This window comes from Vibrio sp. 10N.286.45.E10, assembly GCF_002874195.2.
GTDB classification, from domain to species: Bacteria; Pseudomonadota; Gammaproteobacteria; order Enterobacterales; family Vibrionaceae; genus Vibrio; species Vibrio crassostreae.
Window position 1 is genome coordinate 556,787 of the sequence record NZ_MCWD02000002.1, and the last position, 15,509, is coordinate 572,295.

The 15,509-nt window shown below is 45.6% G+C and carries 10 protein-coding genes; 1 reads left to right on the plus strand and 9 read right to left on the minus strand.

Features of this window, described 5'->3' with window-relative positions:
• Positions 1–48: 48 nt before the first annotated feature.
• Positions 49–3,147 carry a GH116 family glycosyl hydrolase gene (locus BCU34_RS15620; protein WP_102478267.1) on the minus strand — a complete coding sequence of 1,033 codons (3,099 nt, stop codon included), beginning with the start codon at positions 3,145–3,147 and terminating at the stop codon, positions 49–51.
• Between the two features lie 64 nt (positions 3,148–3,211).
• On the opposite strand from BCU34_RS15620, the gene BCU34_RS15625 reads away from it, so the two are divergent.
• The gene (locus tag BCU34_RS15625; RefSeq protein ID WP_102530220.1) at positions 3,212–4,159 is read left to right on the plus strand and encodes an aldose 1-epimerase; all 948 of its coding nucleotides are present in this window, start codon (positions 3,212–3,214) and stop codon (positions 4,157–4,159) included.
• A gap of 59 nt (positions 4,160–4,218) precedes the next feature.
• Here BCU34_RS15625 and BCU34_RS15630 read toward each other — a convergent pair whose 3' ends face one another.
• From BCU34_RS15630 to BCU34_RS15665, 8 genes are all read right to left on the minus strand, one after another.
• The gene (locus tag BCU34_RS15630) at positions 4,219–6,633 is read right to left on the minus strand and encodes a GH36-type glycosyl hydrolase domain-containing protein (RefSeq protein ID WP_102480631.1); all 2,415 of its coding nucleotides are present in this window, start codon (positions 6,631–6,633) and stop codon (positions 4,219–4,221) included.
• A gap of 108 nt (positions 6,634–6,741) precedes the next feature.
• Positions 6,742–7,833 (minus strand): ABC transporter ATP-binding protein, encoded by a 1,092-nt coding sequence (locus tag BCU34_RS15635; protein WP_008216689.1) that lies wholly within the window; start codon positions 7,831–7,833, stop codon positions 6,742–6,744.
• Positions 7,833–9,182 (minus strand): GH1 family beta-glucosidase, encoded by a 1,350-nt coding sequence (locus BCU34_RS15640; protein WP_102478991.1) that lies wholly within the window; start codon positions 9,180–9,182, stop codon positions 7,833–7,835. The genes BCU34_RS15635 and BCU34_RS15640 overlap by 1 nt, the downstream gene beginning before the upstream one ends.
• Positions 9,183–9,199: 17 nt before the next feature.
• The gene (locus tag BCU34_RS15645) at positions 9,200–10,048 is read right to left on the minus strand and encodes a carbohydrate ABC transporter permease (protein WP_017061568.1); all 849 of its coding nucleotides are present in this window, start codon (positions 10,046–10,048) and stop codon (positions 9,200–9,202) included.
• Positions 10,049–10,094: 46 nt separating this feature from the next.
• The gene (locus BCU34_RS15650) at positions 10,095–11,081 is read right to left on the minus strand and encodes a carbohydrate ABC transporter permease (RefSeq protein ID WP_017068577.1); all 987 of its coding nucleotides are present in this window, start codon (positions 11,079–11,081) and stop codon (positions 10,095–10,097) included.
• 67 nt (positions 11,082–11,148) lie between these two features.
• Positions 11,149–12,396 (minus strand): ABC transporter substrate-binding protein, encoded by a 1,248-nt coding sequence (locus BCU34_RS15655; protein ID WP_102432085.1) that lies wholly within the window; start codon positions 12,394–12,396, stop codon positions 11,149–11,151.
• An 18-nt stretch (positions 12,397–12,414) separates the two neighbouring features.
• Positions 12,415–13,422: a LacI family DNA-binding transcriptional regulator gene (locus BCU34_RS15660; RefSeq protein ID WP_048660655.1), complete on the minus strand. Its 1,008-nt coding sequence runs from the start codon at positions 13,420–13,422 to the stop codon at positions 12,415–12,417.
• Between the two features lie 610 nt (positions 13,423–14,032).
• Positions 14,033–15,373 (minus strand): carbohydrate porin, encoded by a 1,341-nt coding sequence (locus tag BCU34_RS15665; protein WP_102478990.1) that lies wholly within the window; start codon positions 15,371–15,373, stop codon positions 14,033–14,035.
• Positions 15,374–15,509: the final 136 nt, after the last annotated feature.

The window sequence follows — 15,509 nt, forward strand, 5'->3', positions numbered from 1 at the left end:
TATTTCAACCTGCATACCACAGCTTTCGTTGAAACTCGTATCATTAAGTTAATACATGTAGGCGAAGATCATCCCCGGTCTGAAATAACGACCTGCGGTGTATTTCAACCCGGTGCTCAGTAGCCATTTGTGAAGAATCATGGCTTGTTCCGCTGAAATTTCGCCTTGCAACATACTAACAAATTTATCACTGTCTTTAGTCAGGTCAGGACTAACTCGACCGTCAGACAGCACACACTTTTGCAATTTAAGTGCAGTAAGCCACTTTTTCGCATCATTTTGTGACAATTTAAAAGACTCTGAAAGATCTTTCTCATCAAATGAGACTGAGCAATTGAACCCTTCTGGCGCGGCAAATGGAATTTTTGAATAGTCATACAGCGCGGTATACACGGTGTCCATCAATGTTTCTGCTTGCTGCGATTTGCCCGCTAAACTCAACGCTGTTGCGACACTAAATTGCACACCAATCCAAACATCTTGTGCCTGAAAAGCCTCATGTGGTGAACCATCTGCCAATGTCATATTCGCCACACCCAGCTTAGGGCTGTTGATCTCAAAGTTATGTTTATAAACATAGTCCAATGCGCGTTGAATACGCTCTTGCGGGAAAATGCCCTCCAAACCAATCAGCTTGAGATAGCTGTCTGCAAGCAGTGCATCACCAAAGCTGTTGTCTGAATCTGGTACTAGTTCTAGATATTCTTGAGTAAAGGCTTGAGGCGCGGTCTCACTCAGTAAGCGTTTCTTAGAGACTCTTTGAGATACCTTATTGATGTTAATGGAGGTATCGGTCTCATTGAGATAGGCATTGAGCGTATTCTTGTCAGCAATCGTATCACCCGTCAAAGTCAGGCCTAAGGTTTCCAGGCTTTGGTAGCCTTCGCCCGTTAGATGCTTGGCTTGAACTGGCGTCACGAAGAAATGGTAGTAGCCTTCTTTCTCATCCCACAAGCTTTGCTCAACTGTTGCTAATGCCTTTTTCGAACGTGTTAGGTAATCCGAACCCAGATCGTTTTCGCCCATCAATTGTGCAAGTTCACTCGCGGCTTGAAGGCCAGCAACCCAAAGGCTCGCGCAGTAAATTGAAATACCATGAGAAGCCAGGTTATCAAAGGTATCGTCTGTGCCTCGGGTTAGCGGTAAATCATCGCCCTCAGCGACCAAGTTCGATAAGAAATCGATGCTCTCAGTCACAGCCTGCCAGCACTCTTTAACTACAGAAATATCTTGCGTGTTTTGATAGTGACGGTACACCATCAGAATGTATTTCGGTGCTAAGTCCTTCCACTCTTTCACGTTGTGCCAGCTGTACGCGTCAGGCTGGATGTCGAACGGGCTACCCAAGTCATGAATAACCGCACCTCGAATAGCACGCACGCCTTGGTACTTCTCATCGATCAATTCAGCATTCGGTGTTGCTTCATATTCCCAGTATCGGCGCTGAGTAAAGTCTTCGGCCAAAATGGCTTTCGAAAACTCTTTCATCACGCAGCCATCAAGCTCCGGCAATAAATAAAGAAGCGAAAATGAGCCGTAGAAATACACATCCAGAGAGTTAAAGAACGGATAATCAACACACTCCTTCACCAGGAATTTGTCTTCTTTATCCCATACCGTTGATTCTGCCAAGAACGACAATGAGTTCATCGCCATCGTCGCATAACGCAGTGCAGAATCATGCTGCGAAATCTTGCTTTGAGCTTGATCTAGGAAAGCCGTTTGTTGTTCGACAATTCGTTGCTCAATCGCTTCTAGCTCTGGCAATACCTCTTCTAACATCGGCAGAGCAGGTTTCGCTTGCGGGTAGAATTGTGTGTAGGCCTTCTCTGAATGCCAACCATTTAGCATGATTTTGCTGTGTGCCATCACCTGTGTAAAACGCAGATCAACAGACTCCCCCGGCTCCAACTCAACCTGAACCACAACCAATGCACTCAGAGCTTCACGCCCAGTGTAGATACCTGTTTGGAATTCAGCGTTTGTGCGGCCTGTTCTCAGTGCGAACTCTGTCTGCTCCGCTGCCTTAGAGGTATAAAGTGTTGGCTTCACTGACACCGATATCTTGCCAGATTCGGTCAGGTGGTTATTCGCTTGAACACCAAACACCACTTCACCTTCAATATCACTTTGATAAGGGGACTGACTAGTGAGCTGGACACCCGTAAAACCGTGGCTTTCGCCGTTTACGCTAACCGCTTGATGCTGCTGGGCGATTGGATTTTGAGACAAGGTACACGCCGAATCTTGAATGCCATCGCGACCTTTGCGATAAGTTGAGCCAATCAAGTTTTGTAGCGGCTGAGCAAGCGTAACCACGCGTGTTTGCGCCGAATGATTGGTTAATTCGAAGTGATTCCAGTGCATCGGTAAAGAGCACAGGCGTTTGTCGTTTTTAACGATTGGAGAAACCACTTTACGTTTTATTTTAATGTCATCAAAACTGTTATATTTATATTCAGCTAATGGATACAAAGCTTGATATTCGATATCCTTACCGTTGACACTATCTATATCACTGCCATTGAGACTATCCATATCATTATTATCACCAGCAGTAAGTGATAATAACTTAACTGTATCATTTATTAATAAACCATTAAAGAAATCTAAGGCTACATATAATTGACAAATAATTGAAGATGAATCTGAGTCAATCAATAATAGAGTCTTATTTGAAAACTCAATGTTCCATTTTGTAAAGTTAGCTTTATTCTCTTGGTAGAAGCCACCATTTTTTAATGCCGAACGAATGTGGTTAATCGCATTCGACATGTCTGTATTATCAATCTTCTTACCATCGAACAAAGCAGGGTAAAAGTTCAGGTGAACGCCCAGATCTTGCTCATCAATGACTTGCAGCGTGTCGATGGTTGGCACATCCATCACTGAAGCATAAAAATCATTAAAATTAACAACTTGCTCTGAACAATCAACAAATATACCAGGGATAAAGCTAAAGTTTGGCGTGTTGCCATTTGGCGTCAGTGTAAATGTATTACCAATACCACCCACTGCCATGCCGGTATTTTCTGGTGTGGTAGAAATTGGCGTGTACCAAGGTTGAATAAATTCAACTGCATCACCTTTTTTGCAAAGGTGTTTTGAATTTCCTGAATAGCTTGTATATGGAATTTTATTATTCATTTTAAAACCGCCATTGAATATTTTTTTCTTCTTGTTAATATCTTTCAAAAATGGAGACATCAACATGTTTAAAATTATAAATGAAAAATTTGGAAGTATTGACTCTGTCACATTAATAAACCACCAACATGGTATAGAACTTCAAATAATCAATGAATTTGGTGCTATTATTAATAAATATATCGTAAATAACAGTCCGTTCTCTTTTATTTGTGGTTATCAGAATTATGATGAACTGATCAACCAACATCCGTTCTTTTCCCGCAGTGCTAAATTATTCCCTTTTCCAAACCGTTTAAACTTAGGTCGTTACAGTTTCGATAACCAAAACCATCAACTCCCGGCCAACTTTCCTTGGTCTGATCACGCCGTACATGGCCTGCTCTATAACCAACCTTTTTCAATCACAAACAGCGTAGCCAACGAAGAGTTAGCCAGTGTGACAATGCAGTATCAAACGTCTTCTTTGCACCCTGCTTTCCCATTTGCTTTTAACCTTGAAGTCACCTTCACTATCGACATAACAGGCAAGCTCTCTTGCTCAACAACCGCTTCTAATCTTGGTGATTCTGCCTTCCCATTCGGTGATGCTTGGCACCCTTACTTTTCACTGGGTACGGATCTGACACAATGTGCGCTGTCCATGTCGCAGTGCTCCGAAGTCATACACGTGAACGACCTACCTAATGGTGAAAAACAGGTTTTTGACCGTTTGTCTTTAGGTGACTCCCTGACGAATCAAAGCCTAAATCACTGCTTTGAATTTGATTCGAAGACAACCAACCAACTGACTTTGACGCGCTCAGATTCATCAGCTGCGATTCACTATCAACAAGATGCAAGCTACCCATTCGTTCAGCTGTACACGCCGGCTAGCGAGCAAAGCATTGCAATAGAGCCAATGACTTGCCCTGCAGATGCATTCAATAACCAAATTGGCTTACTGACGCTTAGCCCGAACCAGTCTCAAACCTTCAATTGGCAATGCCAGGCCAGCTATCAACCAAAATAAAACAACACTAAAGAGAAACCAAAAAGCAATAAAGGGCGCATAAAGCGCCCTTCTCTTTGTTAGCCTAATACCACTTCTACCATGTGCTCACCCGATGTAAATACCGGTGCTTTGTTGCCTGAAATCAGGTCACCATTGACCTTCATTTCAACCACACCTTTACACACATTGTTCGGGTTCGAGACATGGATGATATATGTTGCGCCACGGAACTGACGACGGACTTTGAATTCAGGCCACTCAGCCGGAATACAAGGGTCCACCAGCAAACCATCCACTTCAGGACGAACACCCAGAATCCACTGCGTACCTGCAACGTATGTCCAAGATGAAGTACCAGACAGCCATGCATTACGACCTAAGCCGAACTGTTTATGTTCGTCACCCAAGATGTTTTGTGGGTAGCAGTATGGCTCTGACTCGAAGGTATCAATATCGTCGTTCTTCGAAGCCGGATTAATTTGACGGTAGTACTCATAAGCACGCTCGCCGTTGCCCATTTTCGCTTCTGCGATCATCACCCATGGGTTTGAATGCAGGAAGATACCGCCGTTCTCTTTCGCACCCGGTGGGTATGTTGATACGCCACCTAGCTGTGGATTAAAGCCGTTGTAACCCGGTGTTGAAAGTTTGATGCCATTGGTGGTGTTCAGTTTGTTGTAAACCGAATCTAGCGCTTGCGTTGCACGTTCTTGAGTCGCGAAACCAGAAATTACAGGCCAGCTTTGACCGTTAGTGTAGATCTGCCCTTGCTCATTTTTATGAGAACCGATTGGCAAACCTTGCTCATCAAAGTAACGCACAAACCACTCGCCATCCCAACCGCACTCATTCACCGTACTCTGCATCTGTTGGTACTGATCTTTAAACTTAGCCGTCAGTTGCGCTTCGCCACGCAGCTCACAAAGGTCCAGCATATCGAGCAGGGCTTTGCCGTACATGTTGGCGACCATCATCGACTCAGCACCGGTTGGCAGGTTCACCGTGTCGTTCCAGTCAGCAAAACCTAGCAGCGGTAGACCGTGCTCACCAGTATTGGTGTAGGTAAATTCAATCGCGCGGCACAGGTGGTTCCAAACTGTTCCCGTTTCGATTGGGTTGCCCGCTTTGTCTTTTTGATAGAACGGGATCTCTTTATTCAAGAAGTCTGCATTGCCCGTTTCTTTCACATATTGCGTCACCGCGTAGATGATCCACAGGTGATCATCACCGTAGTAATCCGGGCGATCTTCTTCTTCACGCGAGTCACCCGCGTTCGCTTCCATCGTTGATGGGAAGAACTGATGCATCGCAGAACCGTTGGTGTTCTGAACAGACAACAGACGCTCGATAAACTCGCGCGCCTCTTCTGGCATATGAGTAATCACACCCAATGTGTCTTGCGAAGAGTCACGGAAACCAATACCACGAGCGCCATAGCCAAGCTGATACAGAGACAGGTAACGAGACCAGTTTTTGGTTGTGTGGCATTGACGTGGGTTGTGTACGTTAAGCATCGAGTTCATTGCCGGGTCTGGCGTTTCAACCTGAACCGCTTGTAGGTAACTATCCCAGTGTTCAACCAGTTCAGCGAACGCCGAATCGACCACTTGATGGTCACGGTATTTGGCCAATAGAGGCAATGCAGATTCTAGGCCCTCTTCTTGTGCAATTTGTACAACCGTACGCTCTGTCTGCTCTGGAGATAACCAACCCAGACGTAGGTTAAGTGCACCAATGTTATCGCCACGCAAACACTCAGTGTTGCCAAGCTCATCGTTTTCTAACGCTTGCGGTGCAGCCCAAGTTCCGTAGCCAAACTGACCTAGGAATGATTGGCGGTCACCATCAAATGATGTCACAGGACGATCAGCAGTCATCAAGTTCACCGCGTAGTCGCGCTTCATGAAGGCATACTGCTCAAGCACGGTATGACCCGATTCTTGCTGGTGTGCTTTCAGTGTCATGGTTTGTGGAACCCAATCCGCATTCAATAGCTGCTTAAGCGCATCGAAGTGCGTGAATTCATACACCGGTACCACATCAACGTGCAGCGCTTTGTCTGAAATGTTGGTGACTTTGATGTCTTGCAGCAATACTTGGTCTGCTTTTGGTACGAAGAACGTTGCTTCACAACGCACACCAAACGCTTCTGCAATGATGGTGGTGTAAGACAGGCCTGTATGGTTTTCAAACTTATCTAGCGGCTTCAGAGTCGGAGTGTAGAAGGGTGAGAACACCTCTACATTACCCGCTTCGTCACGCACCTTGAGGTACATGGTCGAACCTTTGAAATCTGAGTTTGGCAGTTGTGCAATGTACTTGGTGATACGGTTCAGTGCCGGGTCGCCCTTACACAACAGCACACCGCCGTTGCTATCGACAATGCCACCGAAATCTAATGTGCCCACATAGTTACACCATTTAATCGGTGTACACGGTGTCGTTGCTACGTATTCTTTGTTTTTATCGTCAAAATATCCGAATTTCATCATCACTATCCCTAGCCCCTCCCAAATCAGGAGGAGCCAAAACAATTTGTCGTAAGTTAGTTGGTATCAGCTCAATGGCTGATTTAAATTGGTTGGCTAGCTCGTAATTGACTAGCTCGCTAGCGAGTTTTCACTAAGTGCATCGAACAGGTGGAAAGCATCCAAATCCAAGTAAAGTGTCAGCTCTTTCACGTCCACTTCAGCGGCTTGGGTCTCAACCATCAGCGGTTGACCGCCGATTTCTGTTTTCAGAAGAATGCTCGCACCCAGCAGTTCCTTGTCTTTTATTTTCACAGGGAATGGCAGCACACGGTCGTGGTCGACTTGCTCAGCACGTAGGTGGATGTCTGTTGGACGAACACCAAAATGAAGCGCTAGGTTTTTAGATGCTAGAGACTTAAAGCGCTCTGGCAGTGGGATATGAACATCGCCAAGTTCAACGAAGTACTCGCCTTCTTTTTCAATCAGCTTTGCTTCCAACATGTTCATTGACGGGTTACCAATGAATTGTGCGACAAACTTGTTAGCTGGGCGCTGGAACACCTCGGTTGGCGTACCTACTTGAGCAACATAACCGTCTTTCAGGATCACGATGCGATCCGCCAATGTCATCGCTTCGATTTGATCGTGAGTTACGTAGATCGTGGTAGTTTTAAGCTCGCGGTGTAGGTGTTTGATCTCTTCACGCATCACGCCACGAAGTTTTGCATCTAGGTTAGATAGCGGCTCATCAAACAAGAACACTTTCGGCGTACGAACCATCGCACGGCCCATTGCCACACGCTGACGTTGACCACCAGAAAGCTCTTTTGGTTTACGATTCAGTAGTGGGTCAAGCTCTAGCATTTTCGCGGCTTTTAGTACCTCTACGTCGATTTCCGCTTTCGGCATGCCTTTCAGTTTTAGTGCGAAGGCGATGTTCTCGTAAACCGTCATATGTGGGTACAGCGCGTAGCTTTGGAATACCATCGCTAAGTCACGGTCTTTAGCATCGACTTTGTTCATCACTTTGCCACCAACCACGATGTCACCAGAGCTGATGCTTTCAAGTCCGGCAAGCATACGTAACGTGGTCGATTTACCACAGCCAGATGGGCCAAGGAAAACCACGAACTCGCCGTCTTCAACCGTAAAATCAAACTCTTTGACGACTTCAACATCACCGAATGATTTTTTGATGTTCTTAAATTCTACTTTAGCCATTATCTGTTCTCCTCAGCGCGCTCTAGAAGCATATTTCGATACGCAATTGCGCTCTGTTTCAGTGTTCTTTCTTGGGTGGTGTAATCAACATGGACAATGCCAAAACGCTGGCAGTAACCGAATGCCCACTCAAAGTTATCCATCAGACTCCAAGCGAAGTAACCATCCACTTTCACACCGGCTTCAACTGCGTTGTGAACCGCTTCGATATGACCTTGGAAGTAGCGAACACGTTGCTCATCCATCACTTGTCCATTAACGCGCTCGTCGTTACCTGCAGCACCGTTCTCCGTAATGTAGATAGGCGGCATATTTTCGTAGCGAACATCCAGTCTTACCAATAAATCAGTTAGGCCTTGTGGGTTGATCTCCCAACCGATGTAAGTGTGTTCAGCATCGGTTTGCTTGACTGATTCAATGTCACCATTCTCGTTAAAGCGAGCGACATTGCGTGTGTAGTAGTTGATACCAATGTAGTCGACTGGTGCGCTGATGATGTCTAAATCACCTTCAAGGATCATTGGCATGTTCATCGCTTGACGCTCAACCACTAACTGCGGATATTCACCCTTCAATACTGGGTCGATAAACCAGTGGTAGTTCTCCGCTTCGCAGTAGTCTGCGGCGCCTTGATCTTGTGGTGTTAATGGGTAAGCCGGAGTCGCGTTAAATACCACGCCATGCTTAGCATGAGGCGCATTCTTACGAAGAATCGGCATCGCCAAACCGTGTGCCAACATTAGGTGGTGAGATGCTAAGTAGCCCTCTTTCTCACCCTTGATGCCTGGCGCGTGTTCGCCCCAACGGTAACCAAGGAATGCAGACACAAACGGTTCGTTCAATGTTGTGTAAACATCAATCTTGTCGCCAAAGTAGTTACTCACGACTTCTGCGTATTCCGCAAATTTGTAAGACGTTTCACGGTTTAGCCAACCGCCTTTGTCTTCAAGGTATTGTGGCAGATCCCAGTGATACAAAGTCACATACACCTTCATGCCACGAGCATGACACTCATCGATGATCTGCTCATAAAACTCTAGGCCTTGCTGATTCACCTCACCGTCTTGCGGCAGAATACGTGGCCATGCAATTGATAGGCGGTAAGCATCAACGCCTAAGCCTTGAATCATCTCGATGTCTTGCTTCCATAGGTGGTAGTGATCACATGCCACATCACCATTGTCGCCGTTATCTACCTTACCTGGCGTCTTACAAAACGTGTCCCAGATAGACGGTGTACGACCGCCCTCTTCAACGCCGCCTTCAATTTGGTATGAAGATGTCGCGACACCGAATACAAATTCCTTACTGCGTAACTTTGAATCACTTGGAAGTTGAAATTTATTCATTGTTATAACCCTTAAACCTAACCTTTAACTGCGCCGGACGTTAAACCACTGATCATCTGTTTCGATGCGAACAGGTATGTAATTACGAGTGGTAAAATTGAAATTGTGGTGCCTAGCATTACCGCACCCCATGGCGTATTCGGAATACCTTGAACGCTTCGTAGCGCCTGTGTAATCACATAATTGTCTGGGTTATTTAGCACCACAAGAGGTTGCATAAACATGTTCCAGAAGAAGACGAACTGCACGATAGCCAATGTTGCAAGTGCTGGCTTCATTAGTGGCAGTACCACGCTCCAGTACGTTCTGAACTCGCCTGCGCCATCTAGTTTCGCCGCTTCTAATAGCTCTTTAGGAATCGATGCAATCACGTGCTGACGCATCAAGAAGATACCAAATGGCGTGGTTGTGAACGGTAGCCATACAGCCATGTGGTTATCTAGCAAGCCTAAGAATTTCACGATCATGAAGTAAGGGATCAAGCTAAGCACAGGCGGAATCGCCATTGAGCCAACCAGCATACCGAACAACACGTTCTTACCGCGGAACTTAAACACAGCAAACGCGTAGCCACCCATGCTACAGAACAGCAGTGAGATGGTGGTGCCTAAGAAAGCCACGTAAATCGAGTTAAACATCGCTTTCCAAAACGGCATGATTTCCAGCAGTTTTGCGTAGTTCACCATTAGGCTATCGCCAATCGCAAAGCTGATGCCTGAACCGAAGATCTCCGAACGGTCACGTGTTGAAAGCAGTGCTGACCACACAAACGGGAACACCGTAATGATTGCGGAAACAATCAGTAATATGCCGAGCATAACCATCAAGATCTTAGTCATGATGTACATGGTGCGTTCACTTGGCATTAGGCCACTTAGTGGTGAGGTATTTGTCTTAATTGATGTCGACATCTTAATGTTCCCCTAAGCCTTTCTTACCGAAGAATAAAAATTGAACCAAGGTACACGTTGCGATGAGTGCAAACAGGAGCCATGAAATCGCTGACGCTGTGCCCATTTCTAACCATTCCCAACCCACTTTGTAGAGGTACATAGAGATAGTTAGACCTGATTGACCCGTACCACCTGTACCACGCGTTAGAACGAACGGTTCTTCAAACATTTGCAGGTTACCGATGATGGTCATCGTGATAGCAAAGAAGATAAATGGACGAATCATTGGTAGTGAAATATTCCAGAAGCGGCGAAAGGCGTTGGCACCATCCATACGAGCAGCTTCTAAAATATCTTTAGGAATCGTCATTAAACCTGTGGTGTAAAGGACGATGTTAAAACCGGTGTATTTCCAGAAAACCATGATCGCGATAGACGGCTTCACCATAGTGGCATCGTCTAACCAGCGGATTGGTTGGAAATCGTTAACCCAAGCAAATGCCCAACCAAACAGCGTGCTATCGGCCAGTGCCATTAGCGTTTGGTTAATGATTCCTGAGTTAGGAGAATACATGTTGAAGAAAATCAGTGACGCTGCGACCGTTGATGTGATGAACGGTAGAAAATACGCCGATGTTAACCAGTGACGCATACGGTCACCCATTGAAACCAACATGTAAGCCACTGGAATTGCGACTAAGTGCTGAGCCACACCCGATGTGATTGCTAGCCACAATGTGTTCTTTAATGAACGCCATAACCACGGGTCAGTCAATGCAATGTGATAGTTCTCAAAACCAACGAACTGCATTGCGTCCATGCCCTGTACTGGGTTCCATTCGTGGAACGACAGGTAAACAGAGAACAACAGCGGGAAGATCCCAAATACAGAAAAAATGATCAGAAACGGCAGAAGGAATCCATACGGTGTAAGCGCTTTCAAATTCAGACGAGAAAAAAGGCTTTTGTCCGCAGGTTCTATCGTTGTGCTCGCTGTATGATTCATAGTAACGACCTCTTAAAAAAGGAAGCGCGTTATCCACGCTTCCTCACTTACTCAAAATAAAAACAAATTAAAGATTACGCGTACGACGCTTGATTAGGCGCTCTGCCTCTTTCAATGCAGTCTCGATGTCCTTACCTTCATCAAGCACTTCCATCAATGCGTTCTCTAAAATTATAGAACGTGCTACGTGGTCGCCTTGAGCTGGAGATACTGGTTTGATGTTTTGTGCCACTTCAGCAAATAGAAGGCGCGCTTTCTGCCCACCTAGGAACTCCATCTCTTCTTGGAACAACTCATCGTCATACGTCGTTACGTTCGCAGGGAAAGCCGCAATCGTTTCGAAGTGCTTAAGTTGAACTTCACGGTCAGTCGTCATGTATTCAATAAGTGCCCAAGCTTCATCTGGGTTGTCTGACTGAGTTGGGATAGATAGGAATGAACCACCCCAGCTGCCGTAGATGCCATCAGGAAGGTTCTCTACTGCCCACTTACCTTTGGTTTCAGGTGCAATCCAGTTGTTTAGGTGACCAAGTAGCCAAGCGCCAGAAAGTTGAGTTGCAAATGTGCCGTTGCGGAAGCCTTCGTACCATTCGTTAGACCAAGCCAGAATGCGGCCATCTAAGCCTTTGTCGCGAATCTCTTTTGCCACTTCAAAAGCGTGAACAAAACGCTCAGATGTCACCACTGGGTTGCCATCTTTATCGAAGTAAAGACCTTCACCTTCAGGAACTGTTGTGAAGATGATCGCTTGTGCCACGTCGGCTGCTGAAGCGATAAGTTGTACGTTTTGCTCTTTCAGTTTTTCACCCGCAGCGATGTATGAATCCCAATCTTTGATTGCGTCTTCTACATTGATGCCTGCTTTTTCAAACACGTCGGTGCGGTAGTACATAACACCTGGACCAAGATCGACAGGGATGCCGTACATGTCGCCGTCAGCGCCTTTGCCTTGCGCCCATGCGTATGGAGCGAATCGTTCTTCGTATTTATCTGCACCATAGTTTTCAGACAGGTTAACTAGGCCGCCAGAACCAACGAATGGGCCGATTTTCTCTACGTCCACAACAATCACGTCACCCGCACCTGAGCCAGTTGCTAGGTTAGTGGTTAGTTTTGTGTGGTGGTCACCGTGGTTGTTCATAAGGTAATCAACTTTAATCCCTGTTTTCTTTTCGAAATCAGGCAGTAATACCTTCAGGCTGCTATCGAAATCAGGGAAGCCATCGAAACGAATCTCTTTGTCAGCCGCATTAACAGCCGTTGTACCTAATCCTAAAGCAACCGCGCATGAGAGCGCTAAGGTCTTAAATTTCATGTTCTATCCTTAATGTTTTTATAGGGTAACGAGTAAATCCGATACCGAGTTTCTAGTGACCAACGTCGGCAGCAATTTAAAGTTCACGTCATGTTTGATTTTTTTTAGCTTTTGCAGAGTGAGCTGCACTGCTTCAATGCTCATCTCTTCAATAGGGAAATTAATGGTGGTCAAACTAGGGGTCAGATAGCGCGCGAAGATAGTGTTATCGAAGCCAACAAGAGAAACATCTTTCGGAACAGACAATCCCTCTTGATGCAGAACTTCGAAGGCGCCAAATGCCATGTGATCATTAGAAGCAAACACCGCCGTAAACTTACACTTACGGTTGATTAGCTTCTTCATAGCACTGATGCCAGTCTCTTCAGTAAAGCCCGCTTCCGAGACTAAAGCTTCATCGTAAGGCACACCCGCTTCTTCCAAGGCCTTTCGATACCCCTGTAAACGCCCCCTAGCGTCTGCTTTATCTAAAGGCCCGGTAATACACGCGATATCTGTATGTCCCTTTTGCAAAAGGTATTGAGTAGCGAGTAGCCCCCCGACTTCGTTATCAATATCAATGCAACTCATCGCCATTTCTGGGATGAAGCGGTTAATTAAAACCACAGGAGTCCCCTGTTCTTCCAATTCAATTAAATAGTCATCACTGAGCAGTTGAGTATGAAGAATCAAAGCATCAACACGACGCCCCAACAGAAACTCCACCGACTCGCGCTGCCCTTGTTCGGTGTTCGAGCCCGCCGCAACAACAGCGTGGTAACCAAAGCGGCGTAGGTTTTCTTCTATGCTATGCAAGATGCCTGAATAGAAAGAGCCACCAAGTTCTGGAACAACAACGCCAACACTACCGGTACGACTTGAAGCTAAGGCTTGAGCGATAGAATTCGGGCGATAACCCAACTCCTTGATCGCTTTTTCAACCTTTAATTTCTTGTCATGACTCACTCTACTGGTGCCGTTGATCACTCTAGACACTGTCGCTTGAGACACACCTGCATGTTCTGATACGTGTTTAATTGTCGCCACTCGAACCTCGATACTTCATTAGCTTGTAACCGCTTACAAAACGATTATTAAGGAATTAAGTCTCAGTAGGCGTGAGTAACATCACACTAAACTTGGAGGTAAAAAGGTCAGTTCTGGAAATCATGAAAGCGCTTACAGATTACCTTTACGCCATGAAACTGTTTCATGGGATTATTGTTAATACTATCAGGACGCCTATCGGTTACTTGTTCTTCAGATCAAACAAGCACGTCTAAACTCAGTTTTTCTATCAGCGCGATTGGGTGATGTTTTCGATTCGAGTCGTTATGTCTTTATTGCTACTGATGCTTAACCATGCATAATCACGCTCAGTACAGAGAAACCTAAATAAACTCGAGACACGATGGAAGAAAGTCTCATGGTGAATCCTTGATTTAGTGGCGAAAAAAAGGGCACAAAGAATGTGCCCAAGAATGGAGTTATATAACATGCCCTAATCAATCTGCCTTTAGGGCTAAAATGGACAGTATTACTTGCTCGTTAAAAGCATAGGTATTTCAACGTATGCCCTTAACAAGCTTGGATATTCGAAAGTATCGCTCCTTGAAAATATGCCGAATTCAAAGAGCTGCGCTTTCTATATCGGTGATTACCACCAGGCTTCAAACATTGCGCCGAACGACAATGTATCAACATTCGTTGTCTTCACTGTGTTACCTTTCGTTTCTACATCACCCACCGTTGTGTAGAAGCGAAGCATTGGACGGCTCCAAGGTAAACCACCTAGAGAAACGTTTTGAGACAGCGTTACTTTCCACGCGTTCTCTTCACCATCGTCATCGTAATCAACCATGCCGTAGCCAGCTTCTAACCATGTAGAGTGAACATCATCCCATTGGTACTGTGGACGAACGATACCCGCGTATTCTGTGTTCTCACGGTCTAGATCTGAGCCAGAATTGTCTTTGTACGACACTAAGTAATCAATGATGAAGTTGTCTGTCGCTGCGTAGCTACCTTCAACACTTGCGTACAAAGTTTGGTAATCACCTTTCAGTTCAAATACAGATGAGTCTGCACCGTCACCGTACTTAACAACCAATTTGTTAGACTCACCCAAGCCCAATGTTGCACCTACTAAGTATGCCGTTTCATCACTGACTTTTTGACCTGCAGTCACGACAGGCTGCATTGAATCTGTTACTGGATCGTATACATACTCAGTCGTCGTAGACGTATCCGCTTCGCTCGATGCAAAACCGTAGTTCGCGTAAAAATCCAGATTACCTATGCCAGCATCAATACTGTGTAGCTTCGCGGTCACTGCGTATCGACCATTGTCATTTACTAGGCCACCTTTCACTTGACCAACAAAGCCCATGTCTAGCTTGGCGCCACCGAAGTCTAAGTTGTTAAAACCAGCACCTTGACCATCATGTGTCATCCAGAAGTAATCGTTCAAACCTTGTTGCGGACGTTGATGGAAGTCGCGACCAGCCCACATGTAAAGTTCTGGCTGGCTTTCAAAGACGTTGGTTACACCAGCGTACATTTTTTTCATGCTTAGACCGCCGTCTTCAGCCCACGCGTCTGCTTCCCAGTGGTCAGCCATGAATACGACGTCCCAGATAGCGCCATTGTCAGCTTGGAAAAGTTTAGCTAACTGAACTTCACCACCATTGGCTTCATTACCTAAACGACCAACTGAGCGACCTGTTGTACCGATGTCTACATAACGCTCATCACCGCTTTTATAGTGAGCGCCGTAACGAGCATAACCAGAGAAGACGATACCGTCTGGTACATTCGTGTCTGAAGTTAGAACCGCTTGTTGTTGGTCATCAGTGTACTTGATATCTCCAACCTGAGACTCCAACTCTTGGATTCGTTGTTCCAAAGCAGCAAGATCCGTCTCTGCAGCGAAAGAAGAGAGTGAAGCAAGCGAAGCCGCCACTGCGACTGTTATTGGCAAAAGCTTAAATTTTTGCATTGTAATTCCCTATTATTTTTTTGAGTTTTCATCGAACAGGGAAATATTAAGCAATGAAAGCGTTGAAAAGTTAGTCGCTGTTCACACTGATAAATCAGCTTAAAACCCATGAAACTTTTAGAAAGTTCACAGCCAA